The organism is Neptunicella plasticusilytica, assembly GCF_047922965.1.
In the GTDB taxonomy this organism is placed as follows: domain Bacteria; phylum Pseudomonadota; class Gammaproteobacteria; order Enterobacterales; family Alteromonadaceae; genus Neptunicella; species Neptunicella plasticusilytica.
Window position 1 is genome coordinate 3,399,156 of record NZ_CP150481.1, and the last position, 23,599, is coordinate 3,422,754.

21 protein-coding genes and 3 tRNA genes are annotated in these 23,599 nt (G+C 46.7%); 9 read left to right on the forward strand and 15 right to left on the reverse strand.

Annotated elements, in window-relative coordinates; genetic code table 11:
* Nucleotides 1-2 precede the first annotated feature (2 nt).
* Nucleotides 3-254, reverse strand: a complete 252-nt coding sequence (locus tag V1467_RS15270; RefSeq protein WP_416305838.1) for an OadG family transporter subunit — start codon at nucleotides 252-254, stop codon at nucleotides 3-5.
* A 134-nt stretch (nucleotides 255-388) separates the two neighbouring features.
* Nucleotides 389-871, reverse strand: coding sequence for an acyl-CoA thioesterase (locus V1467_RS15275; RefSeq protein ID WP_416305839.1), 483 nt, complete (start codon nucleotides 869-871; stop codon nucleotides 389-391).
* A gap of 252 nt (nucleotides 872-1,123) precedes the next feature.
* Here V1467_RS15275 and V1467_RS15280 point away from each other — a divergent pair.
* The 3 genes from V1467_RS15280 (at nucleotide 1,124) to V1467_RS15290 (ending at nucleotide 1,458) form a co-directional block, all read left to right on the forward strand.
* Nucleotides 1,124-1,213: transfer RNA gene (locus V1467_RS15280), tRNA-Ser, on the forward strand.
* 4 nt (nucleotides 1,214-1,217) lie between these two features.
* A tRNA-Arg gene (locus V1467_RS15285) sits at nucleotides 1,218-1,294 on the forward strand.
* Nucleotides 1,295-1,381: 87 nt separating this feature from the next.
* Nucleotides 1,382-1,458: transfer RNA gene (locus V1467_RS15290), tRNA-Arg, on the forward strand.
* A gap of 866 nt (nucleotides 1,459-2,324) precedes the next feature.
* On the opposite strand, the gene V1467_RS15295 is transcribed toward V1467_RS15290, so the two are convergent.
* Nucleotides 2,325-2,963, reverse strand: coding sequence for an MliC family protein (locus tag V1467_RS15295; RefSeq protein WP_416305840.1), 639 nt, complete (start codon nucleotides 2,961-2,963; stop codon nucleotides 2,325-2,327).
* Between the two features lie 65 nt (nucleotides 2,964-3,028).
* The gene (locus tag V1467_RS15300; RefSeq protein ID WP_416308713.1) at nucleotides 3,029-3,703 is read right to left on the reverse strand and encodes a nitroreductase family protein; all 675 of its coding nucleotides are present in this window, start codon (nucleotides 3,701-3,703) and stop codon (nucleotides 3,029-3,031) included.
* 278 nt (nucleotides 3,704-3,981) lie between these two features.
* Between V1467_RS15300 and V1467_RS15305 the strand changes: the two genes are divergently transcribed.
* From V1467_RS15305 to V1467_RS15315, 3 genes are all read left to right on the forward strand, one after another.
* A complete protein-coding gene (locus tag V1467_RS15305; RefSeq protein ID WP_416305841.1) occupies nucleotides 3,982-5,259 on the forward strand; it encodes a DUF3422 family protein in 1,278 nt (425 codons plus the stop codon).
* A 92-nt stretch (nucleotides 5,260-5,351) separates the two neighbouring features.
* On the forward strand, nucleotides 5,352-7,640 hold the full coding sequence (locus V1467_RS15310) for a TonB-dependent receptor (protein WP_416305842.1): 2,289 nt from the start codon (nucleotides 5,352-5,354) through the stop codon (nucleotides 7,638-7,640).
* An 11-nt stretch (nucleotides 7,641-7,651) separates the two neighbouring features.
* Entirely contained in the window at nucleotides 7,652-8,977 is a 1,326-nt protein-coding gene (locus tag V1467_RS15315) for a PepSY-associated TM helix domain-containing protein (protein ID WP_416305843.1), read from the forward strand.
* Between the two features lie 67 nt (nucleotides 8,978-9,044).
* On the opposite strand, the gene csrA is transcribed toward V1467_RS15315, so the two are convergent.
* The 6 genes from csrA to V1467_RS15345 all read right to left on the reverse strand — a co-directional run bounded on the left by csrA (nucleotide 9,045) and on the right by V1467_RS15345 (nucleotide 19,314).
* Nucleotides 9,045-9,257 (reverse strand): carbon storage regulator CsrA, encoded by a 213-nt coding sequence (gene csrA, locus V1467_RS15320; RefSeq protein ID WP_416305844.1) that lies wholly within the window; start codon nucleotides 9,255-9,257, stop codon nucleotides 9,045-9,047.
* Nucleotides 9,258-9,411: 154 nt separating this feature from the next.
* Nucleotides 9,412-12,009 carry an alanine--tRNA ligase gene (alaS, locus tag V1467_RS15325; protein WP_416305845.1) on the reverse strand — a complete coding sequence of 866 codons (2,598 nt, stop codon included), beginning with the start codon at nucleotides 12,007-12,009 and terminating at the stop codon, nucleotides 9,412-9,414.
* 245 nt (nucleotides 12,010-12,254) lie between these two features.
* A complete protein-coding gene (locus V1467_RS15330) occupies nucleotides 12,255-13,280 on the reverse strand; it encodes a hypothetical protein (RefSeq protein WP_416305846.1) in 1,026 nt (341 codons plus the stop codon).
* 282 nt (nucleotides 13,281-13,562) lie between these two features.
* Nucleotides 13,563-14,108 carry a DUF4256 domain-containing protein gene (locus V1467_RS15335; RefSeq protein WP_416305847.1) on the reverse strand — a complete coding sequence of 182 codons (546 nt, stop codon included), beginning with the start codon at nucleotides 14,106-14,108 and terminating at the stop codon, nucleotides 13,563-13,565.
* A 53-nt stretch (nucleotides 14,109-14,161) separates the two neighbouring features.
* Complete coding sequence (locus V1467_RS15340) at nucleotides 14,162-18,688, reverse strand: PAS domain-containing protein (protein WP_416305848.1); 4,527 nt, start codon at nucleotides 18,686-18,688, stop codon at nucleotides 14,162-14,164.
* 140 nt (nucleotides 18,689-18,828) lie between these two features.
* Entirely contained in the window at nucleotides 18,829-19,314 is a 486-nt protein-coding gene (locus V1467_RS15345) for a regulatory protein RecX (protein ID WP_416305849.1), read from the reverse strand.
* Nucleotides 19,315-19,381: 67 nt separating this feature from the next.
* On the opposite strand from V1467_RS15345, the gene V1467_RS15350 reads away from it, so the two are divergent.
* The 3 genes from V1467_RS15350 to V1467_RS15360 all read left to right on the forward strand — a co-directional run bounded on the left by V1467_RS15350 (nucleotide 19,382) and on the right by V1467_RS15360 (nucleotide 21,318).
* Nucleotides 19,382-20,578: a GNAT family N-acetyltransferase gene (locus tag V1467_RS15350; protein ID WP_416305850.1), complete on the forward strand. Its 1,197-nt coding sequence runs from the start codon at nucleotides 19,382-19,384 to the stop codon at nucleotides 20,576-20,578.
* 129 nt (nucleotides 20,579-20,707) lie between these two features.
* Nucleotides 20,708-21,124 (forward strand): hypothetical protein, encoded by a 417-nt coding sequence (locus tag V1467_RS15355; protein WP_416305851.1) that lies wholly within the window; start codon nucleotides 20,708-20,710, stop codon nucleotides 21,122-21,124.
* Nucleotides 21,121-21,318 carry a helix-turn-helix transcriptional regulator gene (locus V1467_RS15360; RefSeq protein ID WP_416305852.1) on the forward strand — a complete coding sequence of 66 codons (198 nt, stop codon included), beginning with the start codon at nucleotides 21,121-21,123 and terminating at the stop codon, nucleotides 21,316-21,318. The genes V1467_RS15355 and V1467_RS15360 overlap by 4 nt, the downstream gene beginning before the upstream one ends.
* Nucleotides 21,319-21,341: 23 nt before the next feature.
* Here V1467_RS15360 and pnuC read toward each other — a convergent pair whose 3' ends face one another.
* The 5 genes from pnuC to V1467_RS15385 are packed head-to-tail and all read right to left on the reverse strand — an operon-like array spanning nucleotide 21,342 to nucleotide 23,597.
* Nucleotides 21,342-21,983 carry a nicotinamide riboside transporter PnuC gene (gene pnuC, locus V1467_RS15365; RefSeq protein ID WP_416305853.1) on the reverse strand — a complete coding sequence of 214 codons (642 nt, stop codon included), beginning with the start codon at nucleotides 21,981-21,983 and terminating at the stop codon, nucleotides 21,342-21,344.
* Complete coding sequence (locus V1467_RS15370; protein ID WP_416305854.1) at nucleotides 21,983-22,576, reverse strand: DUF938 domain-containing protein; 594 nt, start codon at nucleotides 22,574-22,576, stop codon at nucleotides 21,983-21,985. The genes pnuC and V1467_RS15370 overlap by 1 nt, the downstream gene beginning before the upstream one ends.
* The gene (locus V1467_RS15375; protein ID WP_416305855.1) at nucleotides 22,569-23,063 is read right to left on the reverse strand and encodes a WbuC family cupin fold metalloprotein; all 495 of its coding nucleotides are present in this window, start codon (nucleotides 23,061-23,063) and stop codon (nucleotides 22,569-22,571) included. Before V1467_RS15375 ends, V1467_RS15370 begins: the two co-directional genes overlap by 8 nt.
* Nucleotides 23,060-23,371 carry a type II toxin-antitoxin system RelE/ParE family toxin gene (locus V1467_RS15380; RefSeq protein ID WP_416305856.1) on the reverse strand — a complete coding sequence of 104 codons (312 nt, stop codon included), beginning with the start codon at nucleotides 23,369-23,371 and terminating at the stop codon, nucleotides 23,060-23,062. Before V1467_RS15380 ends, V1467_RS15375 begins: the two co-directional genes overlap by 4 nt.
* On the reverse strand, nucleotides 23,349-23,597 hold the full coding sequence (locus V1467_RS15385; RefSeq protein ID WP_416305857.1) for a type II toxin-antitoxin system ParD family antitoxin: 249 nt from the start codon (nucleotides 23,595-23,597) through the stop codon (nucleotides 23,349-23,351). The genes V1467_RS15380 and V1467_RS15385 overlap by 23 nt, the downstream gene beginning before the upstream one ends.
* Nucleotides 23,598-23,599 lie beyond the last annotated feature (2 nt).

Below are 23,599 nucleotides of genomic sequence, written 5' to 3' on the forward strand. Positions count from 1 at the left end.
GGTTATTGTCCTTGTCGGTGTTGATGAATAGCCGCGCTAATGGCTGCAACAATATTGGCTGAAACAGCTTTATTACTGGCTACCGGCGTTCTGGTTGGCGTTGAAGGAATATCTGTATCAGGAAACTTGGCACAAATCGCCGCAATTAAATTGACTGCTCCTATCAACAACACCAAAAATAGAAACACTACGACCATACCAACAACCATCAGCAAGGCCGCTTCATTCAGTAGAGTTGCGATGTCATTTTCCATTTAAGTCATTCATTCTCAAGCTAAAACTGTTATCGATAAGTAACACGCTGATAGTGAAAAGACAACTTTTCGGCGGGTTCAACAGGGTATAACAAATAAGAAAAAGTTTAGTCCAGCGCGCTCGAAAAAAGCGCTCAGGATTTATCTAATGCCTGCAATAATTCAGCTTCCAGTTGTTTGGAAAATTCTCTGGCGTGGATCGCATAAGATTCTAGCGCCTTGTCTTCCTCTGTTTGCGGGATCCAGGTCGGTACATCCACCGGATAACCAGAAGCATCATTGGCCACAAAGGAAATAATACAGCGGCAGGTATCTACCATATTATTTTTTTGTGGGTCACCGGATTTAACTGCAACAAAAATATTCATACTGCTATTACCGGTATGCACAATCTTGGCATTTAACGTCACCATTTGCCCTACCAGTATGGGCCGGAAAAAACGGATCCCCCCAACCGAAACCGTTACGCAATAATAACCGCTCCATTGCGCAGCACAGGCATAACCAACCTGATCCATCCATTTCATTACGGCACCACCGTGCACCTTGCCACCAAAATTAACATCGGTCGGTTCAGCTAAAAACTGGAAGTTAATCTCTCTTTTGCTACCACTCACTATTGCCACCTCTGATTCAAATTATCGAGTGAAGGGAATGTCTCTGAAGGCATCAAAAACACTTCAGCTAAATAATAAATAACACAATTTACCTACCAGCGCATAGCAACGGCTTTTATGTTATCGAACGACATTTCAACACATCCTGTATAGAAAATAAGTGTTTTGTACAAAATCACCGCACAAGGTGTTTTGACGCCAAAAAACCATTGACTTCCACACCCGAATCATTAAACTGCGGCGTCTCGAAACGGAGAGATGGCCGAGTGGCTGAAGGCGCGCCCCTGCTAAGGGCGTATAGGTTAATCCCTATCGAGGGTTCGAATCCCTCTCTCTCCGCCATTGTGCGTGTGTAGCTCAGCTGGATAGAGTACCTGGCTACGAACCAGGCGGTCGGAGGTTCGAATCCTTCCACACGCGCCATTTTCGAAAAATGTTCAATATCAATTATTTTTCGCCACAATAAGCAATTAGCTGTATAGTTAATGCGGCGTTAAAACAAGTTTCCTCGCGTGTGTAGCTCAGCTGGATAGAGTACCTGGCTACGAACCAGGCGGTCGGAGGTTCGAATCCTTCCACACGCGCCATATTAGATAAGCCTCGTCATATGACGGGGCTTTTTTTATGCGTGTGGTGGGATGAGAACCTCCGCAGGTTCGACAAATTTGACGGGATCAAATTTGAACGCACGAAGTGCGGCCCGCAGGGTGGAGCACATGGATGTGCGGAATAATCCTTCCACACGCGCCATATAAAATAGAAAAGCCCCAACGCAGTCCGTTGGGGCTTTTTTGTTTTATAGCCTGCATGAAGGATTTGAACCGACGAAGGAGGTTTGACAAAAATGCCTGGAGCATTTTTGAACGCACGAAGTGCGGCTCGAAGAGCGAAGCACATGGATGTGCGAAGTAATCCTTCCACACGCGCATAAATAATGACAATCCATCCTTCGACTACTCGTCCCTCGTGCTCAGGATGAACGGTTTCGGTTTTACCTTCCCTTTGCCGTAAACAAAGACCTTTTCAGATCTGCATAGCTGAGATTCGAGACAGAGGCGACGAGAAAGCACTAGCTGAAGGGATGTGCGAAGTAATCCTTCCACACACGCATAAATAATGGCAATCCATCCTTCGACTACTCGTCCCTCGTGCTCAGGATGAACGGTTTCGGTTTTATCTTCCCTTTGTCGTAAACAAAGCCTTTTCAGATCGGTATAGTGAGATTCGAGCCAGAGGCGACGAGAAAGCACTAGCTGAAGGGATCTGCGAAGTAATCCTTCCACACACGCATAAATAATGATAATCCATCCTTCGACTACTCGTCCCTCGTGCTGAGGATGAACGGTTTTGGTTTTACCTTCTCTTTGCCGTAAACAAAGACCTTTTCAGATCTGCATAGCGAGATTCGAGACAGGCACGGCAGTTGGCGCAACCAACAAAATATAAAGTGTCGCTATTTCTTCTTGCACTTAAACTCGGGACTTTCCGCTCCCCATTTCAGTTTCGCTTCGCCCTGATGCTCCCAAAACAAAGTATTACGTCCCTGATATTTAGCGCCGCTGGCGGCCGGTTCGATATACATCAACGACATGCTGTTTTGCCAACTGGCAATAATAGTTGCGGGATCTGAATGATAAAAGGTCACGCTTAATTCGTTATTATTTGGTACCTCACACTCAAAAGTTACCGGTCCATTACTGTCGACCAGCTTAAATCTGGCCTGCAACTCAGCAGTGCGCATATGGTACATATCGCTAACACACTCTGTCTTCTTCTCGGCTTTCCAGCATTCATCCCGGCCTTTTATCCATCCCCGTTGTTCCGCTGTGAGCAGTTCCAGCATCTGCCCTTTGACTTTACCTTTGGCTTGCTGATAAATGTTGGCCAGTTGCTGATCAAACTCAGCCAGGATCTTATCCTGACAAACCATTTTCTCAATCGAACTGAGCTCATCACTACTGCAATCAAATGACGGGTTAGCCGTCGATGTTAGCGAACTGTCATCAGCATCTTGTGCCATAGCCAGACAGGTCGTCACCATCAAAATGCTTGCAGCTGTTATTGCTCTCACGGTTTGATTCAATCTGTTCATTTCGATTCCTGATTTATTGTTCGGCCACTTATTAGATGCCGATACTTCGTTTATTGTTACCCACGCTAAACAAAACTGCAGATTTGTTCCAGTTGTTTCTTTTTAAGCGCGTGCGCCGGTATGGTCGCATCGTCTGCCGGATAACCTGCCACAATCAGCATAAAAGGTCTTTCGTTATCTGCATTACGATTGCATATTCGAGTTAAAAAGCTCATGGGTTTGGGGGTATGGGTCAACGTAGCCAGACCGGCATGATGCAAAGCCTGGATCAAAAATCCACAGGCCAGTCCGACCGACTCATGCACGTAATAATTGGTTTTGTCGTCACTTTCACCTACTCCTCCACGCTTCTGGCTAAATACCGCGATCAACCAGGGTGCCTGTTGCAAATAGGCTTTATCTGCGTTGGTCCCCAAGGGCTTAAGCGCATCCAGCCATTCTTCTCCTGCGCGGCCGTCATAAAATGCCTGTTCCAATGCTTCTGCTTCGCACCGGATTTGAGATTTAACCTGCAAATCGCTAATCGCGACAAAATGCCAGGGCTGATGGTTGGCGCCGCTAGGAGCAGAGCCGGCAGTCAGAATACATTGTTCAATAATCGCCTGAGGTACCGGCCGGGATGAAAATTTACGAATGGAATGACGACGTTTTAGTTCCTGCAAATTCTGCGTCGCTCGTTGCAACATCTGCTGTTGCGGATATTCGATAAAGTCAGTTAAGGGAAAATGTTGTTCCGACATTGTGGTATCACCCAAGAATAAACAGCTTTCGCTGTTTTGTTTCACCATTAACCACTATCCAAGCATAAAGTAACTAATAAACAAAGCAGCAAATTGCACCAGCATAAACCAGCATTGCTTTAATTTTGCGCATCCTGTTGAATTTTCACCCCCTAGAAAAATCTGTTTAATCGCAATAAGGCTGGAATCGTTGGGCAATTTAGTCATACCAACGCAGCATGGCATAGTTACTGCTATTGCTAACAATAGGGACAGCATTCTAATTCAGGAACATCATCATGACGGGTCTAACCTTACACCATCATCCGCTGCGGGATGCACTGGATAAAGAACTCCAACAACGGCTTTTCCCTGCACTTAATGCGCCCTGCAGACTATGTCAATTTATGCTGACCGTATCCGATGCTTCAAAAGAAGCAGAGTTTTTATTTATGCAACAACTGGCCAGACAACAGGGTAGTCGCTTGCTCGAAACCGATAATGATATCAACTTGTCATTGTTTGGTGGCCACTTGCGTTGGGAACGTCATGGTGAGTTCTCCAGTTATGTCTTTATTCAAAACGGAGAGTCGGCGCACTGGTTTGACGACCCTCTGGACTTTTTGCCTAGTCGGGACTGGCTGAATAAAATTCCGGGCCGCATATTCCGGATTGTACAACTAAGCGTGGTCACACCCGAGCAAATCAAAAATAAACAAGTGATAGCGGGATTGTTTAATCCCGATACTTGCGTCAACAGCATGCTGGCGGACAATAAGGCCCGCATCTGGACGGATTTTCAAAAACATGCTGAAGGTGCCGGACGTATGCTACTGATTGACCATGGTCTAACCGCCAATGGTTTGGGCCGGATTGTGCAGCAACTGTTTGATCTGGGTAATTATCGAAAACTGTCTCTGCTTGGTTGGCCGCTGTCACGCCAAGCTTTATCCCGTTTGACACTACTCGAACAACAGTTATCAGATATCACCCAGCGGATCCAGGAAGAACTGAGTGATGATGAAAAACTGCTGTATGAAATCAGTAAACTTGCTGCCCAGACCGAACATTTGATTGCTGAAACCAGTTCCAGATTGCAAGCCACAGCGGCCTATTACCAATTGACGCTGGACAGACTAAAAAGCCTCAATGAAGTTCCTATTGAAGGCATGATGTCTTTACAGGATTTTACCGAACGGCGTTTAAAACCTGCGTTTCGCACCAGCGAATCCGTCGGTTTCCGACAATCAGCATTAAGCAACAGACTGGGTCGCTCGACCGAATTATTGCGCACCCGGATTAGTCTCAAATTGGAACGTCAAAATCAACGCTTGCTGGCCTCAATGGATCAACGAGCCAAAGTACAGCTTAAAATGCAGCAGGTTGTTGAAAGTTTTTCATTGGTCGCCATCAGCTATTACGGCGTTCAACTGACTGACAAAGGGATATCTGCACTGGCTTATTGGCTTCCCGACATCAATACCAAACTATGGCACAGCATCAGCGTGCCTGTAGTGATTGCACTGGTGGTGTGTTTATTACTGTGGCTACGCCGAAAATTGCACCCAAAACCTTAGGGTTTGTATATGGGGTGCGACAATTTGCCACATTGTGCAACCGCGGGTTTTATTTAGACTAGCGTGCAAATTTCTGAATACTCGGTATTTTTATGCATTTATTGACGAGCCGCCGGCTGATTTCCGTTCTAGTATCACTCAGTTGTACCCCGGTATTGGCAGACGTTTCCTCTCAAACACCGGATAAAGACGTTGAAAAAGTCACAATTTGGGCCGCGCGATCAAGCATAGATAATGACTCTGTTAGTCCTGCTTTTTTGCTCCAACAGGAGGATATGCAGAGTATCAATGCGGCGACCACCGAAGATATTGTCAAATATGCTCCTAGCATTGTGATCCGGCGGCGTTTTATCGGTGATGCCAATGGTACCTTGGGACTACGCGGTTCCAATATGTTCCAGACCTCGCGTTCAATGGTATTTGCCGATGGTGTGCCGTTGCACTATTTGTTGCAATCCCGCTGGAGCGGTGCCCCGCGCTGGACCATGGTGTCTGCCAGCGAAATTGCCCAGGTCGAAGTGTTATACGGCCCTTTTTCTGCCGAATACAGTGGCAATGCCATGGGGGGCGTAGTGCTAATGGAAACCGCTATTCCACAACAGCGCGAGGTTCATTTTAATACCAGCTATTTTAATCAGCAATTTGATGCCTACGGCTTCGATGACCGGGTTGACGGTTTTAAAAGCTTTGTCTCCTATGGTGATAAAATGGGTGATTTGAGTCTGTATTTTTCCTATAACCATTTGCAAAATGACTCTCAACCACAGTCATTCTATTACGGTGGTAATTCCACCAGCTCTGCTGCCATCGATGTAACCGGCGCAATAAAAGCAACAGATGAACGGAGCAATCCACAACTATTTTTTGGTGATACCGGCATTGTCGAGACCACTACCGATAACTATAAATTCAAAACCGGCTATGACTGGGATAACTGGTCGGCCTTGCTCAATATCGCTTATGAAGATCGCCAGTCGCAGGCTGATTCGGCCAACAGTTACCTGCTAGATTCGGACGGTAACAATATTTGGGGAGGTGATGTAAGTCAGGATGGACAGCGTTTTTCGGTGCCGGCCAGCCGCTTAAATGTGAGTGTTCAGGATCGCGACAGTTTATCTATCGGTTTACGAGTAAAAGGCAACCTCAACGATAACCTTTCGCTGGAAGCCAACTTGAGCCAGTTTGATATCTTGCATGATCAAACCCGCTCATCACACAGTAACCCGAACAGCCCTGACTATACCCCGGCAGGACAAATTACTGATTATGACGATACTGGCTGGAAAACAGCAGAAATCAAGTTACGCTGGCAACCTTCAGGTTATGAGCAATTGGGTCTGGTCACAGGTACCCGATATGAACAATATCAACTCAATATTTCAGTTTATGATTCCGCTGACTATGCAGCAGGTAATCTGGATGACATGACCAGCAATAGTGGCGGCCAAACCGATATCAGCGCGGTATTTGCCCAGTTAAACTGGGATATCGGTTCGCAATGGAATATCACGCTAGGCGGGCGTTATGAGTCTTTTCATAGCAACAATGGTTACTATTCACAAAATGACGCACAAACGCCGCAATTTGCTCTCATTGAGGTACCCGCAACATCAGATAACCAGTTTTCGCCAAAACTTTCCTTGGCTTATCAACCTGAACAAAATTGGTCACTACGCTATTCACTGGCCAAGGCGTACCGTTTTCCTATTGTCGAGGAGCTTTTCAGCCAGTATCAAGCCTACAATACGGTGAGTGAAGCCAATCCTGAACTTAAACCCGAAGCTGGACTGCATCATAACTTGTCATTCGATTATCTACTGGATGATGGTTATCTGCGAGTGAATGCCTTTAGTGAAAATATTCGTGATGTCATCGAGTCGCAGTCAACCACGCTGCCTGGTGGACTGTCGGTACGGACTTTTATTCCGATCGATAAAGTCAGGACTCGCGGCATGGAGTTTATCTACCAACAGCACGATATCTTGCTGGATGGACTGGATATAAGCGCCAATATTGCTTATACCGACGCTAACATTATCGAGAATAATGTCGCGCCGGAAATTGAAGGCAAAACCTATCCACGCATGCCTAAATGGCGTGGTAATTTACTGACGACTTACCATCTATCCGAACAATGGACGCTCGGTGCCAATATTCAGTACGCCAGCAATAGCTACGGGCGCACCGATAATCTGGACAATGCCCAATATGTGTACGGTGCACAGGATAAATATTGTCGCCTGGGCTTAAAATCCACTTTCGCCTGGGATGACAATCTCGAGTTCAACCTGGGAGTGGACAACTTGAGCAATAAAATCAGCTATGTTGCCCATCCCTGGCCAGGCCGAACCTGGTATTTTAGCTTTGCTTACGATATGTAATGGCGGACAGTATGACGACTAACAGCCACCCAAACCGAAACGAGACCAGCTTATCTTCGCGTAAACTTTACCGGATGATCTGGCGCTGGCATTTTTATGCCGGACTGTTATGTATTCCGTTTATTCTGACGCTAGCTATCTCCGGTTCAATCTTTTTATTTAAACCGCAAATTGAAAACTGGATCGATCAGCCCTTCCATGCCCTCGCGGTTGGCGCCACCACCAGCACACCTAACCAGCAAATTCAGGCGGCTCTAGACACCTTACCTGGCAGTCGTTTTGTGAGCTACCAACTGCCAAAAACGCCACGGCATGCCGTAATCATTCAACTGATTGAACGGGATATTCCCTGGCTGGTTTATATCAATCCCTACAATTTGCAGGTATTGAAAGTCATTAAAAAGGATTCTCAGTTTATCGAACTGGTACGCAGCTTCCATGGTGAACTGTTAGCCGGTAATACCGGCTCGGTATTGGTTGAATTAGCCGGTTGCTGGGCGATTGTACTCATCGTTTCCGGTTTATATCTATGGTGGCCTAAACAATCTCATGGTTTAGCTGGTGTTTTCTATCCCCGCGTTACTAAAGGTAAACGACTGTTCTGGCGCGATATGCACGCCGTTACCGGTATGTGGATCTCGACTTTGGCGCTGTTTTTACTGATAACAGGTTTACCCTGGGCGCTGGTTTGGGGTGGCGCATTCAAACAGGTACGCGGGTGGCTGGAAACTCCGGTTGAGCAGGACTGGACAATCAGCCGCGCTCAGGAGCACCAGCATATGCGCCATCAAGCGCTGGACAAGGTCAATCTGTCGCCATTATTACTGGCAAGCGCCGAACAGTTAAATTTGGCACCGCCGGCGACCTTGTCAATATCAGATCGACAAACCCAGCAATGGAAACTGCAATCCAGTCATCAAAACCGGATGTTACGCAGCAATGTCTGGTTGGACGGAATTGATGGCCATATCGTTAAAAGCGAGAATTTTTCTGAGCGCAAGGGAATTGATAAAGTAATAGGCATTGGCATATCCGCGCATGAAGGGCAGTTATTCGGCTGGTTTAACCAATTGCTTGGTCTTGTCACCACTAGCGGACTGATATTAATGATGGCCAGCGGATTTATCCTGTGGCGACGCCGCAAGCCTAGACATAGTTTAGGTGCGCCACAGGCGATGCCGGACAGCAGAGCGGCTAAAGTCATATTAACGACTCTGGTCACCATGGCGTTATTGCTTCCCTTGCTGATGATTTCGCTTATTGCACTGTGGATACTGGAACGTCTGGTACTAACGCGCATACCACAAGTCAGGAACTGGCTAGGGTTGACTGGATAACAGAGTGGGCAATCAGTGGTTATGCCACGATCAAAAAAGGCTGGTTAACCAGCCTTTTTATGGGTGCTTATTCATCGTCCTCTGACGGTTCTTCATGAGAAGCTAGTTTGGTATTCTTCTCGGCCTGAATGCGCATGTAAATTTCTTCACGATGCACAGACACTTCCTTGGGTGCATTCACACCTATGCGGACCTGATTTCCTTTTACCCCTAATACAGTGACAGTTACATCGTCACCAACCATTAAAGTTTCACCTACACGACGGGTCAAAATTAGCATTCTCTTGCTCCTATTCCGTTTATTCCAATAATGAGTCCATTTTAAAGTTAGCTTATATTCGAGCTTTACCCAAATATTGCCATCGACCTTTCCCGGTTTTTGTTGTCACTTCAAAAACTGGCCGATTTTCAGAGTGTTAACTCCAAAATTTAGTTTATAACTGTTGTTCCAACCACGCTGATACCGAGGCTATGGCGCTGGCCAGATTTTCAGGTTGAGAACCGCCTGCCTGAGCCATATCCGGCCTGCCGCCACCTTTGCCACCGACTTGCTGGGCAACAAAGTTTACCAGTTCACCGGCTTTGACCTTGCCGGTTAGATCTTTGGTTACACCGGCAATCAAATTGACTTTGTCACCATTGGCCAGGCCCAACATCAAAATGCCGCTACCCAGTTGGCTTTTCAAGGTATCACTCATATCCCGTAAGGATTTGGCTTCTACCCCATCTAATACACAAGACAGAACTTTTACGCCTTTAATTTCAACGACCTGAGACAGTAAATCAGAACCGGCCTGACTGGCCAACTTCTGTTTTAACTGGGCGATTTGTTTTTCCAGTCCTTTACCTTGTTCCAGAATCTGCGCCACGCGCTCCTGAATATGGCCAGGTTCCGATTTAACCAACGCTGCAACCGCGCTCAACTGAACACTTTGCTGCTGACTATAATCCAGTGCTGCCTGACCGGTTACCGCCTCAATTCGGCGTATACCCGCGGCAATGCCGCTTTCCGACACGATACGGAATAAGCCGATATCGCCAGTCTGTTTGACATGGGTTCCACCACATAATTCAATCGAGAATGGCCCCATGGACACAACGCGCACCTGTTCGTCATATTTTTCGCCAAACAATGCCTGTGCGCCCGACGCTTTAGCTTCTTCCAATTCCATTAATTTAGTTTGTAACGAATGATTAATGCGAACTTGCTGATTGACCAGATTCTCGATGTCAGTCAGTTGCTGCCTGGTTACTCCCTCAAAATGGGAGAAGTCAAAACGCAAACGTTCAGGGTCAACCAATGAACCTTTCTGGTTCACATGATCGCCTAAAACCGTTTTTAATGCAGCATGCAACAGGTGAGTTGCAGTATGGTTAAGACGAATAGCCTGACGACGTGATTCCAATACTCTGGCATCAACCACATCACCAATTTTCAGCTCTGCCGACGCTGTACCTTTATGCGCAATAGCGTTACTGAGTTTAACGGTATCTTTTACAACAAAATCTCCGTTAGCCGTTTGTAATACACCCTGATCACCAACCTGACCGCCGGATTCGGCGTAGAAGGGTGTCTGATCGAGCACGACTACACCCTCTGCGCCAGCCGCCAGAGAATCAACCGCCTTGCCTTGGTAGAATAATTCCACCACCTTGGCATTACCCTGCTCAAATTCGTAGCCGGTAAATTCGGTTTTCTGCTCCGATTTAAGTACATCATTATAGTCTGCACCGAAATTGCTGGCCTGCTGGGCGCGCTTGCGCTGTTCCTGCATCGCCGCTTCAAAACCTTGTTCATCAATCTTCAGGCCCTTTTCGCGAGCCACATCATTGGTCAAGTCAGCCGGGAAACCAAAAGTATCGTAAAGCTTAAACACGGTTTCGCCGGGGATGGTATCGCCGTTTAATTCACTTATTGCTTCGTTAAGCAATAACATGCCGCGTTCTAAAGTGCGCGAGAACTGCTCTTCTTCCACTCGCAATACCTTTTCAACCGTCGAGCGCTGTTGTTCCAGTTCAGGATAAAACGCGCCCATTTGGCGGACAAGCGACGCATACAATTTGTAGAAGAAAATATCATCAGCGCCCAGTTTATAGCCATGGCGGACTGCGCGACGAATAATGCGGCGCAATACATAACCGCGCCCTTCATTAGAGGGCATGACGCCATCACAGATCAGGAAACCACAGGAACGGATATGATCGGCAATCACCCGCAGGGATTTGTCTTCCAGATCATCACTGCCGACAATGCTGGCAGCATCCTTAATCAGGTTCTGAAAAATATCAATCTCGTAGTTACTGTGTACATTCTGCAAAATGGCCGAAATACGTTCCAGTCCCATACCAGTATCGATTGAAGGCTTGGGTAGCGGCTCCATTGTACCGTCGGCTTGACGGTTGAATTGCATAAAGACCAGATTCCAGATTTCAATAAAACGGTCGCCGTCTTCTTCTGGTGTTCCAGGCGGACCTCCCCAGATATGCTCACCATGATCGTAAAAAATTTCCGAACAGGGTCCGCAAGGGCCCGTATCGCCCATCGACCAGAAGTTATCCGAGGTACTGATGCGGATGATTCTATCAGCAGGCAAGCCAATCTCGTTTTCCCAGATGGCAAAGGCTTCATCGTCTTCGGAATAAACTGTGACTAACAGCTTTTCTGCCGGCAAGCCCAGATTCTCGGTCAGGAATGTCCAGGCAAACTTGATGGCTTCGGTTTTAAAATAATCACCAAAACTGAAATTACCCAACATTTCAAAAAAGGTGTGATGACGTGCGGTATAGCCAACATTTTCCAAATCATTATGTTTACCGCCGGCACGCACACAACGCTGGGACGATACCGCGCGCGTATAATTGCGTTTGTCTGCGCCCAAAAACACATCTTTAAACTGATTCATACCCGCATTAGTAAACAACAAGGTAGGATCATCGGCCGGAACCAGTGAGCTACTGCTCACTTTCTGGTGGTTATGTTGCGCAAAATAATCCAGAAAAGCACTTCTTAGTTCGGCGGTGGTTTTGATCATTGATAATCCTGACTGGGTAAAGGGTCTGCCTAAGCGAAAACGATTAAAAATTAGCTGCGCAACATATCATGAAAATAGGCGTGTTTACAGATGTAACCCGCAGCTTTAGTGGGGAAATAATGATAAAAATACACCGATTTTATGCCAGCCTGACATTCCCTTTGCTAACCCCTTACCGAATTAACAACAAGATTAACCAAACCGCCAATAAAACAGCCATATTTGTGAAGGATAATCTTACAACCTTAGCTGAGACGGTTAATAAAATTGCCCAGTCGCTCTGTTGCAGGTTGATTATTGCGCAAACGCCGTGCGTTCCGTTCAACTTCATCCTGCAAGTCAGTTCGAATACTATTTAACTCGGTATCCAGCTCTTCATTAGCCGAGGAGTTATTACCGGCTAGCGCCCTTTCATTAAGCAGTGACTCGATCACCTCGGATTCTTCACGTAACGTCTCGATCAATTCTTCGGATGTCTGTTCTTGACGCAGATTTGTCTCAGTTTGTTGCAGTACTCTCGCTTCTTCCTGGGCGGCTTCAGCTAGAGATTGCTGAATAGGTGTATCAGAAGGCTGCGTCACCGGTCGTGCCTGGCTGGCCGGGGCAGGTGAAGATTCCGCAGCAATATCATTCTGCTGTTCACGTCTTAGTTGTGCCTCGTCACGCTGCGCATCAAGACGTTGCTGTTGCTCTATTTCACGGTTTTCACTGATTTGTTGCTGCTCGATATCGTCGAGTTTCTCGCTCAGTTGTTGTTGACGCGCTTGCCGTTGCTGAACAGATTCCTGAGCATTATCGGTTTGTTGTTGCTCACGTTCTTCCACATCAGCACGAATTCGAGCCGCCAGTTCTTCTTCCTGTTGTTCTGCTTCTTGTATCTGAGCTTGCTGGCGCAGTTCGCGTTGTTCTACATCTTCACGTACACGCGCCGCCACGGCTTGTTGCCGCTGTTCGCTCCGTTGTGTCTGTTGGGTTTGTAACTGTTCCCGATTAGCGACACTTTGCTCTATTTGAGTATCACGGCGCTCCTCAGATCGTAATTGCTGTTTTCCCAGTTCCTGTTGTTGCCTTTCCCGCTGCAGTCTTAATTTATCCAGGCGCTCCTCAAGTTGCGCTTGAGACAGTTCAAACTGCGTCGTTCCGGGACTAGACCGATCGCCTGACACCGCAGATTCTGCCGGTCTTGAACGCTTTACTGCTGATATATTTGTGTCATGCTCGATTTCACGAATTCTGTCAATTGCATTGGGTGCAATAGTATTAGTGACCATGTTGCCTCCTACCCGTTGCTTACGGGCCTCTCTACCTGCAAACCACACAAAAAAGATATGTGTATCTGGAAAAATAACTGCATTAGTGATGCCAGAATGACAGAACTGTGCGACCAGCTTGTGTTGGTAACAGCAAGTTAGTAGCAGAAACACTCGTGAATATAATAAGTTAGCGTTTATTGCAACTGTTGTGTCACACCAGCATGGAAAGTAATTTCAGCGGGTCAACGGACTAGTCGGGAGGGGCGTTGTGTCACTTTTACACAACGCAGAATAACAAAGTTACACGCGCAGCGAACCTCTAAAACCTCTGGCTGCATAGTAGGATTCGGCGCCATTATGGTACAGGAAGACACTGTCATAACGACGATCACAAAACAGTGCACCACCACGTTGGCGGATACTGTCAGGAGTAGCTATCCAACTGGAGGTTTTCAAATCGAACTGGCCGAGTTGCTGCAATTGACGATATTGAACTTCGGTCAGCAACTCAATGCCCATCTCTGTGGCCAGAGCAACTGCGCTGTTTTGCGGTTTATGTGCTTTTCTGGATTCCAGCGCTTGTCGGTCATAACAAAGACTTCTGCGCCCTTTAGGACTCTCTGGCGAACAATCAAAAAACAGATACTCGTCTGTGGCCTGGTCATAGCTCACTACATCGGGCTCGCCGCCGGTTTGTTCCATCTGATTGAGTGAGTGCAGTTTTTCAGGACTCGCTTCAAGCTTGTGTTGCACAGCAAGCCAGTCAATTCCCTTGTGGCGCGCTATATTGTTGTCAAAGCGAGATTTGAGTATGTTAACCAAAGCATCAATTTGTTGTTGTTCCATTAGCCAGCTCCTTATAGCGATAATCTATATTCACAAGTTTGAACAATTCGGGGTTACACCTGCAAATGCGAATAAATCACTCGCAATGTGGTCTGCAATGATTTACGCATATTCGGCCAGAAAATCGAAATACTATCTACCTGTCCTTGCTTACAGGCCGCTTCCAACTGGGTACTGAGATCGGTTAAGGGCTCAGAATTAATCTTGTTGGCAATATTCACCAGTTTACGCGCGTTGATAAGAATCTGTCCCGCATCCTCTTTTTCTACTGCCTGATCAGTTTTATCCGTCGCCTGTCGCAGTTCATCCATCAAGGCATTTAATGCCACAGGTAACGGCTCGGAACTGGCGTGATTTTGCAAAAATGGCAACAGTGCAAACCAGGCATCCGGGCTATCCGGCATGGGTAATTTGGCAAACTCGGGCACAGGTTTGGCGGCTTGGCTGGTATCTTTTTGACTGGCCAGTTTTGCTTCCTGTAATTCTGCCTTATGTGCAGCGACCAGCGCTTGTTCTTGCTCGGATAATTTGACTTGGCTGCTTTCCAGTTTTTTCTGTGCGTCTTGCAGGGCGTTTTCTTTGCTGTCCAGTTGCTGCTTGCTGTCCTGCAACTCTTGCTCCAGCTTTTTAAGCTGCTCGGCCAATTGCGACTGATTGCTATCCTGCGCGCTCAGGCTTTGCTGAGTACTGGAATATTCCTGCCTTACTGCCTGAAGCTGCTCGGTAAGCTGTTTTTGCTCACCTTCGAGACTGGAAATATTTTGCTCACTATCCTGCAAGACTTTTTGTTGTTCAAGAAGCTGTTGCTGTAACTTGGATTCCTGTTCTTCCCGTTGTTGTAAGGCCTGTTTCAGTTCTTCGGCCTGTTTGCGAGCCTGCTCCAGTTCGGCTTGCAACTTTTGCTCACCCGATAAGGTTTCCGATACCTGGGTTTCGGCTTTCTGCAACTCCTGCATGCTATTGTGTAGCTGATTCTGAATATCGGCATTCTGTTTTTCGGCTTCCAGCAAGGCTTGCTGCAGCTGTTTCTTCTGCTGCTCAATTTCATCCCGATGCTGACGCCACTGCTCATCACTGCCTTCCATCATTTCACGCTGCTTAACGGCACGAGTTTCTACATCTGCCAGCTCAACTTGTAACTGATCAAATTTTTGCTGTTGCTCCATACGCTGCAATTTCTCGGCATCAGACTGCTGCTGGGTTTTATCCAGTTGTTCCTGAGTTTGCTGCAAACGTTGCTGCTTTTCTTCCAGCTCATGTTTTAATTCCAGCTGCCGTTGTTGCCATTGCTGATCGCTTTCAGCCATTTTTCGCTGTTGCTCAGTAGTACGCTGCTCTACTTCCGCCAACTCGGCTTGCAGTTTTTCAAATATTTTCTGTTGCTTCGCTCTTTCAGCCTTTTCGGCTTCCGTTTGCTGCTTGGTGTCATTTAATATCTGCTCAGTCTGTTGCAGCTGTTGCTGTTTGGCGGCCAGTTCTTCTTGCAAGGCTCGCTGCTGATCCTGCCAATGTTTGTCGGCATCAGCCATCTTGCGCTGTTGTTCGGCTGTACGGCGCTCCACCTCGGCCAGCTCTTCCTGCATTTTTTCCAATCGCTGTTGCTGCTCGGCTTTCTCAAGCTTTTCTTGTTCGGATTGGCGTTGAGTTTCATCCAGTATTTGCTGGGTTTCCATCAATTGTTGTTGTTTGGTTTCCAACTCCTGTTGCAACAATTTCTGCTGCTGCTCCATATCGCCTTTTTGCTGATTAGACATTTCCTCAAACTTTTGCATCTCATGCTGCAAATGATCAATTCGGCGGGCCTTACCGGACAGTTCTGCTTGCGCACGGCGGCAGGTGTCTTCCAGCTCCCGACGCTGCTGTTCTGCCAACTCGCTGGCTTTACGTTGATTAAGTAATTGTTCGCGTAATTTTTCACCGACTTCGCCAGAGCTGGCTAACTGAGTTTGCAGGGTATTAATTTGACTACTGACCTGACTGATTTGCTGATCTTTTTGTTCCATTGAGGACTTTAAGTCATCAATTTGCGCAACAAATTCACTGATTTTTTGTTGTTGCTCTTGCTGCTCCTGCTGCAAACGATCGCTGGTGGCTTCGCTTTCAGCCAACTCTGCTTGCGCACGTTTGTATTGTTGTTCGCTATTTTGCAGCGCATCGGCAATCTGGCTACGCTGTTTTTCTAGAGCGTTAACTTTGCTACTCGATTGTTGCAGTTGCTCTTCCAGCTCAGCATTGGTTTGCTGACTTTCCGCCAGCATATCGCGACTTTGATCATAATCCTGTTTTAAACGCTGCAGGTTATCGGTTACGTCCTGATGAGCCTGCTCCAGGTCGGACAGTTTAGTTTGCTTCTGAGTCAAATCCTGCTGAACTTCCTGCAGTTTCGACTCGGTATCGGTCAGTGATTGTACCTTGCTGGCCAGTTGATTCTGGCTACTTTCAAGCAATTGTTGCTTCTCGGCCGCCCGGCGTTCGGCTGCCTGCTGCAAATTAATCGCGGCCATCCGCTGTTCATCCGCCTGGTTAATAGCGCGCATATCCATCCAGATACAGAGTATCGATTCCAGCTCCTGACCTTTATACATCGGCACATAGGTGGCCTGGCAGGGCAACGCCTGCTCATTGCGCTGATGTTGCCAGACCAGACTCTGCGCCTGTCCGTCCTGACGCAATTTATCGAGTTTTTGTTGCAGTTTCTCGACCGCTTCCTGATTGGCATTCAGCTCCGGTGAGTAAGGGAAGTAACCAAACAAATCGTCTTCATCTTCCACCGAGAAAAACTCACAAGCTGCCGGGTTCAGTTTAGTGAATCCCTGGTCGGTCAACACCGCCATCGGCATGCTGCTGTGCTGCAACAGACCTTCAAATTTATCCTGATGGAACTGTTGATTACTGATATCCGAAATCCAGCACAGATACTGTTGGGTGTCAGGATCGAACAGATCAATATGCAGTTCACTGGGATGTAATTCTTCACCACTGCCTTTTAGATCCGCCGCAAACGCACGCAGCTTGCCATTTTTATGTAACTGTTTGGCCGCTTTACCGGAATTAATCGGATCATTAAAAAGCTGATAGAACGATCCTTTTTTCAGCTCTTTGGCGGTCAAGCCAAGACGTTCAGTCAAGGCATGATTGGCCTGAATAATATGGTCGTCCTGGTCAATCACCGCAATGGCAACGGGGGCCAAATCGAGCATTTGGCGAAAACGATGGCGCTCCTGCTCAAGTTCTACCTGGCTGGTTTTCAGTTCACTGATATCTTCAATTAAACCAATCAGCCCAGCCATTTTGCCGTCGGTATTTTTGTAGCCCTGTAATTTAAAACGAATCGGTGTTGTTCGCGTGTCGGAAATGGCTAGATCTAGTTCTTTGACCATACCGCCGCCCATGCTCATCAGCATCAATTCATCAACACTATGTTGCTGCTTGATGATCTCGGGTAAAAAGTTCAAATCGTTAATGGATTGCCCGACAATGCGTTCCAACATAGTGGAGAACAGCTTTTCAAAGGCAGCATTGCAGTTGGCCAGCTTGCCCTGCTCGTCCATAAAATACATTGGATGCGGATTGGCGGCGAGTAAGCCGGTTATTTTTAATTGTTCCGCCGCGCTCTGTTGTTCCATAGCGGCCTGTTTATTTAAATCTTGTACCAGTATCTGGATTTGTATTGTTTCGTCTTGTTCATTTTTGTGTTTAACCAGACCAAACAACTGGCTGTATGCCATCCCCTCAGGCGTCAGAAAGCGGCATTTAAGTTCAAACGGCTGCCCCTGTTTACCTTGTTCAATCGACTGTTTCCAGGCGCTCCAGTCGTCACTGCATATCAGCTTTTGTACATGTTCCAGAGAACCGTCAATATCACTAACCTGGCGTTGCAACAAACGCGCAAAAGCCTGATCTACGCTAACGCTGCCATCCTGAAAATCAATATTGATATGCCCTAATTGCGCCATATCAGCCAATTTAAGTTCGAATGCCAACTCGTTTTCGAGCTGGTCATTAGCCTTTTGTATACGGGTTACATCCTGAATGGAAACCACAAAAGCTAAATCGGAGTGATTATCTTTGGCAGGCTTGATCCCTACTACCAGATGTTTATCCAGTTCTGGCAGTGCCACTTGTTCGTTGGCGGCAATCCCGTCAGCTAATGCCTTGCTCAGTTTACTGGACTGCGAAATAGTGACCACATCGGTAAATGGCCGGGTTAACAGTTGCTTAGGATCAACTTTTAATGCCAGTGCGACCGCCTGATTGGCGTAAATAATCTGTTTGTCAGCGTTAAGATGTAAAATAACCTGTTCGGCATTATCTAACTGGGTTTGTTTGTCTTGCAAAACAGAAGATTGTTGCAGCTGGATCTGCGCAGATTTTTTCAGTTTTGATTTGACGATCAGTAACCACAGCAATAAGACGAAAATAATTGTCGCAATAATGCCCAGACCAATATAAATGACCTGGTCACTTTGTTGCTGAATTATCCCGTCTGCGGCAGATGCCACAGAGCTAAACAGCAGCAGAATTGAAGACAACAATCCGTTTTTTGCCCTATCCATAAGCTGCCCTTGCTGTGTTTTCAAAACATTTATCCTATATTTTCAGTGTAATCACCACAGCATAACGACTTTTGCACCAGAAAAATGTGCTTTAAATGCCACCTGAGTGTCGATATTTATACTTAATTCCAAGATAGAGACAACACTGCACAAGCATATCCAACTTAGATACTTTTTCCGAACCGCTGCGCCTGATACTGACAAGGGCAAGCATAGCGAATCTGTTCAGCAGTGAAACCGCGATATTGCAAATAACGCTGATGCTGCTGTTTTTGCTTTTGTTTCAATATGTTATCTGCCTGACCAAACTTCCTGTCATGGACCGACTTAGCCAGCTCAAACCAGTCGGTATCCGCTTCGAGCAATGCCAGACGAATATATTCATCACTGACATCCCGCTCACGCAACTCATTACGAATACGCTGTTCCCCCTGCCCCTTGGCAATCCTCTGACGCACAAAGCTTTCGGCAAAGCGGCGATCACTTTGTAAATCCAGTTCGGTCAGACGGTTTAATTGCGGCGCCACTTGTGAAGCGGTAAATCCCCTCAATTGCAACTTAAAATACAATTCCTTGATGCTGTGCTCCCGACGTGAAAGCAATCGAACCAATGTATCCCGAATGGTCTGGGTCTGTTTATCCTCGGTCATTAAACTAAACAATTTGGTTTGAAACTGATAGGCTCAGTGTAATAGGTCAGACTTTGACAGGCTAGTTGTGAATCTATCTTTTATGACGTCGGCAGAACTCACTAAAAAAGACAAACCAACGCTGGATATTCGCTTTATCCATCATATCGACACTATTACTGTCAGTGAATTTAACCAGCTAGAACACAACCAGAGCCCTTTTCTGGATCATGGTTTTTTCCTGGCATTAGAGCAGCAATATTGTGTTGGTGCAGACAGTGGCTGGCTTCCCCGCTATTTGACCGCTTATGAAAATGGCCGGTTGCTGGCGTTTGCCCCCTGCTATATTAAAACCCATAGCTATGGCGAGTATGTATTTGATTTCGCCTGGGCCGAGGCTTATCAACGCCACAAGCTTAACTATTATCCAAAACTGCTGGCGGCGATCCCGTTTACGCCTGTTCCCGGCCAGCGCTTAATCAGCAGCAAACCACTTTCCGGTGAACAAACGCAACAAATATTCGATGCAATCGATGGCTATTTGCAACAGCATGGGTTGTCTTCCATGCACTGGCTGTTTGTTGCTGAGTCACAACTTCAGTCCCTGCAACAAGCCGGCTATGTGCTAAGAAAATCGGTACAATTCCACTGGTTTAACCATGATTACCAAAGCTTTGACGACTTTTTGGCGCTCTGTACGTCACGCAAGCGCAAGAGTATTAAACGGGAACGTAAACGTGTTGTGGATGCGCAGGTTGAAGTGACTCGAATTGACGGGCAAAGCATTTCAGAACAGGAAATGCATTACTTCTATCAATGCTACCAATCTACCTACCTTAAACGCAGTGGCCATGCGGGTTATCTGAGCGAAGGCTTTTTCCAGCAACTGCGCCAGTCCATGCCGGACAAGCTGATGTTGGTGTTAGCCCGTCAACATACCAAGCCCGTCGCCGCCGCCCTGTTTTTACATGATCAATCAACACTATACGGGCGCTATTGGGGGTGCCTGCAGGAAATCGATGCGTTGCATTTTGAATGCTGCTTTTATCAGGGTATCGAATATTGCATAGCAAACCGGCTAGAGTTGTTTAACCCCGGCACGCAGGGTGAGCACAAAATTCTGCGTGGCTTTGAACCGGTCTGGTGCTATTCAGCACATAAATTAACCGAGCCCGCCTTTCACGATGCCGTGGCACATTTTGTTGTTCAAGAATCCAGTCAATTAGCCCTTTACAAACAGCAGGCTCAAAGCCTGCTGCCCTATAAAACCGCACCAACTGATTGATCAATTCATTTTTTGCCGAGACTACCAAGTAAACAAAATAGAACTTTTTGTAAAGCATGCTTGACTTTGAGATTTTTGAGTTTATATTTAGTCAAGCTTACTTTACTTAAAGACAAAGGAAATATACTTATGAACGCAATAAAAACAGATGAATGGCAGCACAAGATCAAAGCTAATTCGGTTAAGCTGGCGTACTGGACCGCCGCCTGGGTGTTATCCATGGCGGTCGCGACGTTTGCCCCCAAGTATGTCTGGGCGGGCAACGAGACGCTTACCATCGTCGCTATCGCAGTCAATGCTTTTTTCGGGATAGGTATGATTATCGCTAACAAGAATCACTTGCGCAGCCTGGATGAAATGCAACAGAAAATCCAACTGGAAGCAATGGGGATTTCGCTGGGAATGGCGGTTGTCGGAGGACTGGTTTATTCCAATCTGGATATCAACAATGTGATCAGCGGTGATGCAGAAATAGGCTTTCTGGTGATCGCAATAGGATTGACCTATCTGGCCAGTATCTTTATCGGCATGAGAAAATATCAATGAAAAACCGATTAAAGGTATTACGCGCCGAGCGTGACTGGACCCAGGCTGATTTGGCCAACGCGCTGGAAGTATCGCGTCAAACAATCAATGCCATCGAAAAAGGCAAGTTTGATCCCAGTTTGCCTTTGGCCTTCAAAGCGTCACGCCTATTTAACATGGCGATAGAAGACATTTTTCAGGATGAACAGGCATAAGTTCCAACCGGGTTTAATCAAGGCTATTGATTAAACCCGGTTTGTTTAGTGTCGACATCAACTGACGCGGCGCCATGAAAATAACTTAGCCACCAACGCCACTGACCCACAGACGACATAACCAGAAAGCATAGATATAAAGCGGACGTTGGATACAATCCCTTTTGCCAGTAAATTGTAATCGCCACCACATCAACCACTATCCAGAACAACCAGTTAAATAACTTCCTGTGTGACAACAACCATTGCGCCACCAGACTGGCACAAGTGGTAAAAGCATCAGCATAGGGAAAACTGGCATCCGTTGCGTTTGCCATCACATTGCCCAACGCCGCGCTCGCAACCAGAGCGACCAGTACCCACAGCATATATTGTTTAAACGTGCCTCGATCTGGAGTGATATTGCCGTGATCGTCGGCTGATTTTGACCAAACCCGCCACCCATAGATCTGAAATCCCATATAAAACAGGTGCAATAACATGTCCGAATACAGCTTGACCCCGAAAAAAATCCAGGCATATAAACTGACTTGCACAAAGCCAAAAGCGAAGCTCCAGATATTGCGCTGAATCAATAGATAAACACAGACAAAACCACACAAAGTGGCTATCCATTCAACGGGTGACGCGCCTGCAAAGCCGTCGAACCATTGTTGCCAATCCATCAATGCGTCTGCTTTTGCCAGACTAACAGCATATTGTTAGCAGGGAGTTGATAGCGTTCAATCAGGTTAATTTGGTCTGTCACAGCCTGTAAATCAGCAATATCCCAAAGCCCGCCACAGCCCTGTGATTGCAGATAGCGATCAAATTGACGGTTACTGTCGCTGGTGTAGTCGCCATCAAGATTAAACGGGCCATATTGGCAAAATAATCCCGATTCAGGCAGGTTTTCAGCGATCATTTGCAGCATCAGCCGTGCTTCATCCGGTTGCATAATGTGGGTGGTGTTAGCGGTGAAAACCGCATCGGCTTGCGGGCAGGGCCAACTATCGACACCCAGGGTAAAGTTAAGCGGCGGATGCAAATTATCAGCAGGAAAGGCTTCCAGCCACTGGTTAATTCCCGCATGATTCTCCGGCATATCGCTGGTATGCCAGTGTAAATGAGCTAAATGACGAGCAAAGAATACCGCATGTTGCCCGGTGCCTGAGCCAATTTCCAGCACTTGGCTAACATTGTCGAAATGCTGCTTAAGCTTGTCCAAAATTGGCTGCTTGTTATTTTCACAGGCCTGACTGAAAGGGCGGTTATTCAATATTAATGCGCTCCCCTGGGGTTAATTTTTTAAGCTGTAAAACAAACTGGTTAACGCCAATATCATTCTCTGCCGGAGACCAATGGGCAAAATCTTTGTCATCCATTGGCTGGTAAGGGCCTTGTTTGACCTCAAAAAATGTGGCGGGTTTGTCGCCAGCCACAACAGCATGCCAAGTATTATAGGGGATTTCCAGCCCGCGTAACTCGCCATCGGCGCTTAACTGATGGCGCTGTTGTAGCTCACCCTGTTGATCGAAAATAAGAAACGACAATTCACCACTGACCATAAAGAAAAATTCCCACTTGTCTTTATGACTATGGCGATGCGGGCGCACATAAGAATCTGGCTGCAAGGTGATAAACAGCCTTTGCACCGGTTCGTCCAGGTTGTCATGCACGTTATGATTACTGCGCAAGCGCGGACTATCCAGCGCCGCTTGGGCAAGCTGTGTAAACAGTTGTTTATCAAACAGTTTAATGGTCATTTGATATGTTTTTCCACTAACATACTTTGATGCAATACTCGCAGAACAACCAAGTGTCGGGGTGTTATTCGATACACAATACGGTGTCGTCCAACAGGGTATAGATAAATACCCTGTAATATATCGTTTCTGGCAATACCGAGTTTCGGTTCTGAACATAACAACCATAATGCCTGTTGTAGCGCATTCAGGTAATTTTGTTGTTGAATTGATCCCCATTGTTGGAGAGTATGGTCAGCAATCTTTTGTAGATCCTGTCCGGCAGGTACTGATAACCGAAGCGCTCTAAAGCTTGGCAAAAAAGGCATTCAGTTCTGTTGCTGAGTTCAACTCAACAAAATCACCATTGGCAATAGCGTTATCCCCCACAGCACAAGCACCACGTAAATTCTCCATACTCAAGGCATAATGCGCTTCCTGACGTTTTAATAAACGTAACGCTTCACGCACCACTTCACTAGCATTATTGTAATCACCAGAAGCAGTTCTCTCTCGTATAAATTGCTCCAGCTCGGGGGTAATATTCAAATTCATCT

Excerpts from the sequence above, each read along its gene's own strand:
- V1467_RS15270 (WP_416305838.1), bottom strand. The coding sequence starts at position 254 with ATGGAAAATGACATCGCAACTCTACTGAATGAAGCGGCCTTGCTGATG.
- V1467_RS15295 (WP_416305840.1), bottom strand. The coding sequence starts at position 2,963 with ATGAACAGATTGAATCAAACCGTGAGAGCAATAACAGCTGCAAGCATT.
- V1467_RS15300 (WP_416308713.1), bottom strand. The coding sequence starts at position 3,703 with ATGTCGGAACAACATTTTCCCTTAACTGACTTTATCGAATATCCGCAA.
- V1467_RS15305 (WP_416305841.1), top strand. The coding sequence starts at position 3,982 with ATGACGGGTCTAACCTTACACCATCATCCGCTGCGGGATGCACTGGAT.
- V1467_RS15310 (WP_416305842.1), top strand. The coding sequence starts at position 5,352 with ATGCATTTATTGACGAGCCGCCGGCTGATTTCCGTTCTAGTATCACTC.
- V1467_RS15315 (WP_416305843.1), top strand. The coding sequence starts at position 7,652 with ATGACGACTAACAGCCACCCAAACCGAAACGAGACCAGCTTATCTTCG.
- csrA (WP_416305844.1), bottom strand. The coding sequence starts at position 9,257 with ATGCTAATTTTGACCCGTCGTGTAGGTGAAACTTTAATGGTTGGTGAC.
- alaS (WP_416305845.1), bottom strand. The coding sequence starts at position 12,009 with ATGATCAAAACCACCGCCGAACTAAGAAGTGCTTTTCTGGATTATTTT.
- V1467_RS15330 (WP_416305846.1), bottom strand. The coding sequence starts at position 13,280 with ATGGTCACTAATACTATTGCACCCAATGCAATTGACAGAATTCGTGAA.
- V1467_RS15335 (WP_416305847.1), bottom strand. The coding sequence starts at position 14,108 with ATGGAACAACAACAAATTGATGCTTTGGTTAACATACTCAAATCTCGC.
- V1467_RS15345 (WP_416305849.1), bottom strand. The coding sequence starts at position 19,314 with ATGACCGAGGATAAACAGACCCAGACCATTCGGGATACATTGGTTCGA.
- V1467_RS15355 (WP_416305851.1), top strand. The coding sequence starts at position 20,708 with ATGAACGCAATAAAAACAGATGAATGGCAGCACAAGATCAAAGCTAAT.
- V1467_RS15360 (WP_416305852.1), top strand. The coding sequence starts at position 21,121 with ATGAAAAACCGATTAAAGGTATTACGCGCCGAGCGTGACTGGACCCAG.
- pnuC (WP_416305853.1), bottom strand. The coding sequence starts at position 21,983 with ATGGATTGGCAACAATGGTTCGACGGCTTTGCAGGCGCGTCACCCGTT.
- V1467_RS15375 (WP_416305855.1), bottom strand. The coding sequence starts at position 23,063 with ATGACCATTAAACTGTTTGATAAACAACTGTTTACACAGCTTGCCCAA.
- V1467_RS15380 (WP_416305856.1), bottom strand. The coding sequence starts at position 23,371 with ATGCCTTTTTTGCCAAGCTTTAGAGCGCTTCGGTTATCAGTACCTGCC.
- V1467_RS15385 (WP_416305857.1), bottom strand. The coding sequence starts at position 23,597 with ATGAATTTGAATATTACCCCCGAGCTGGAGCAATTTATACGAGAGAGA.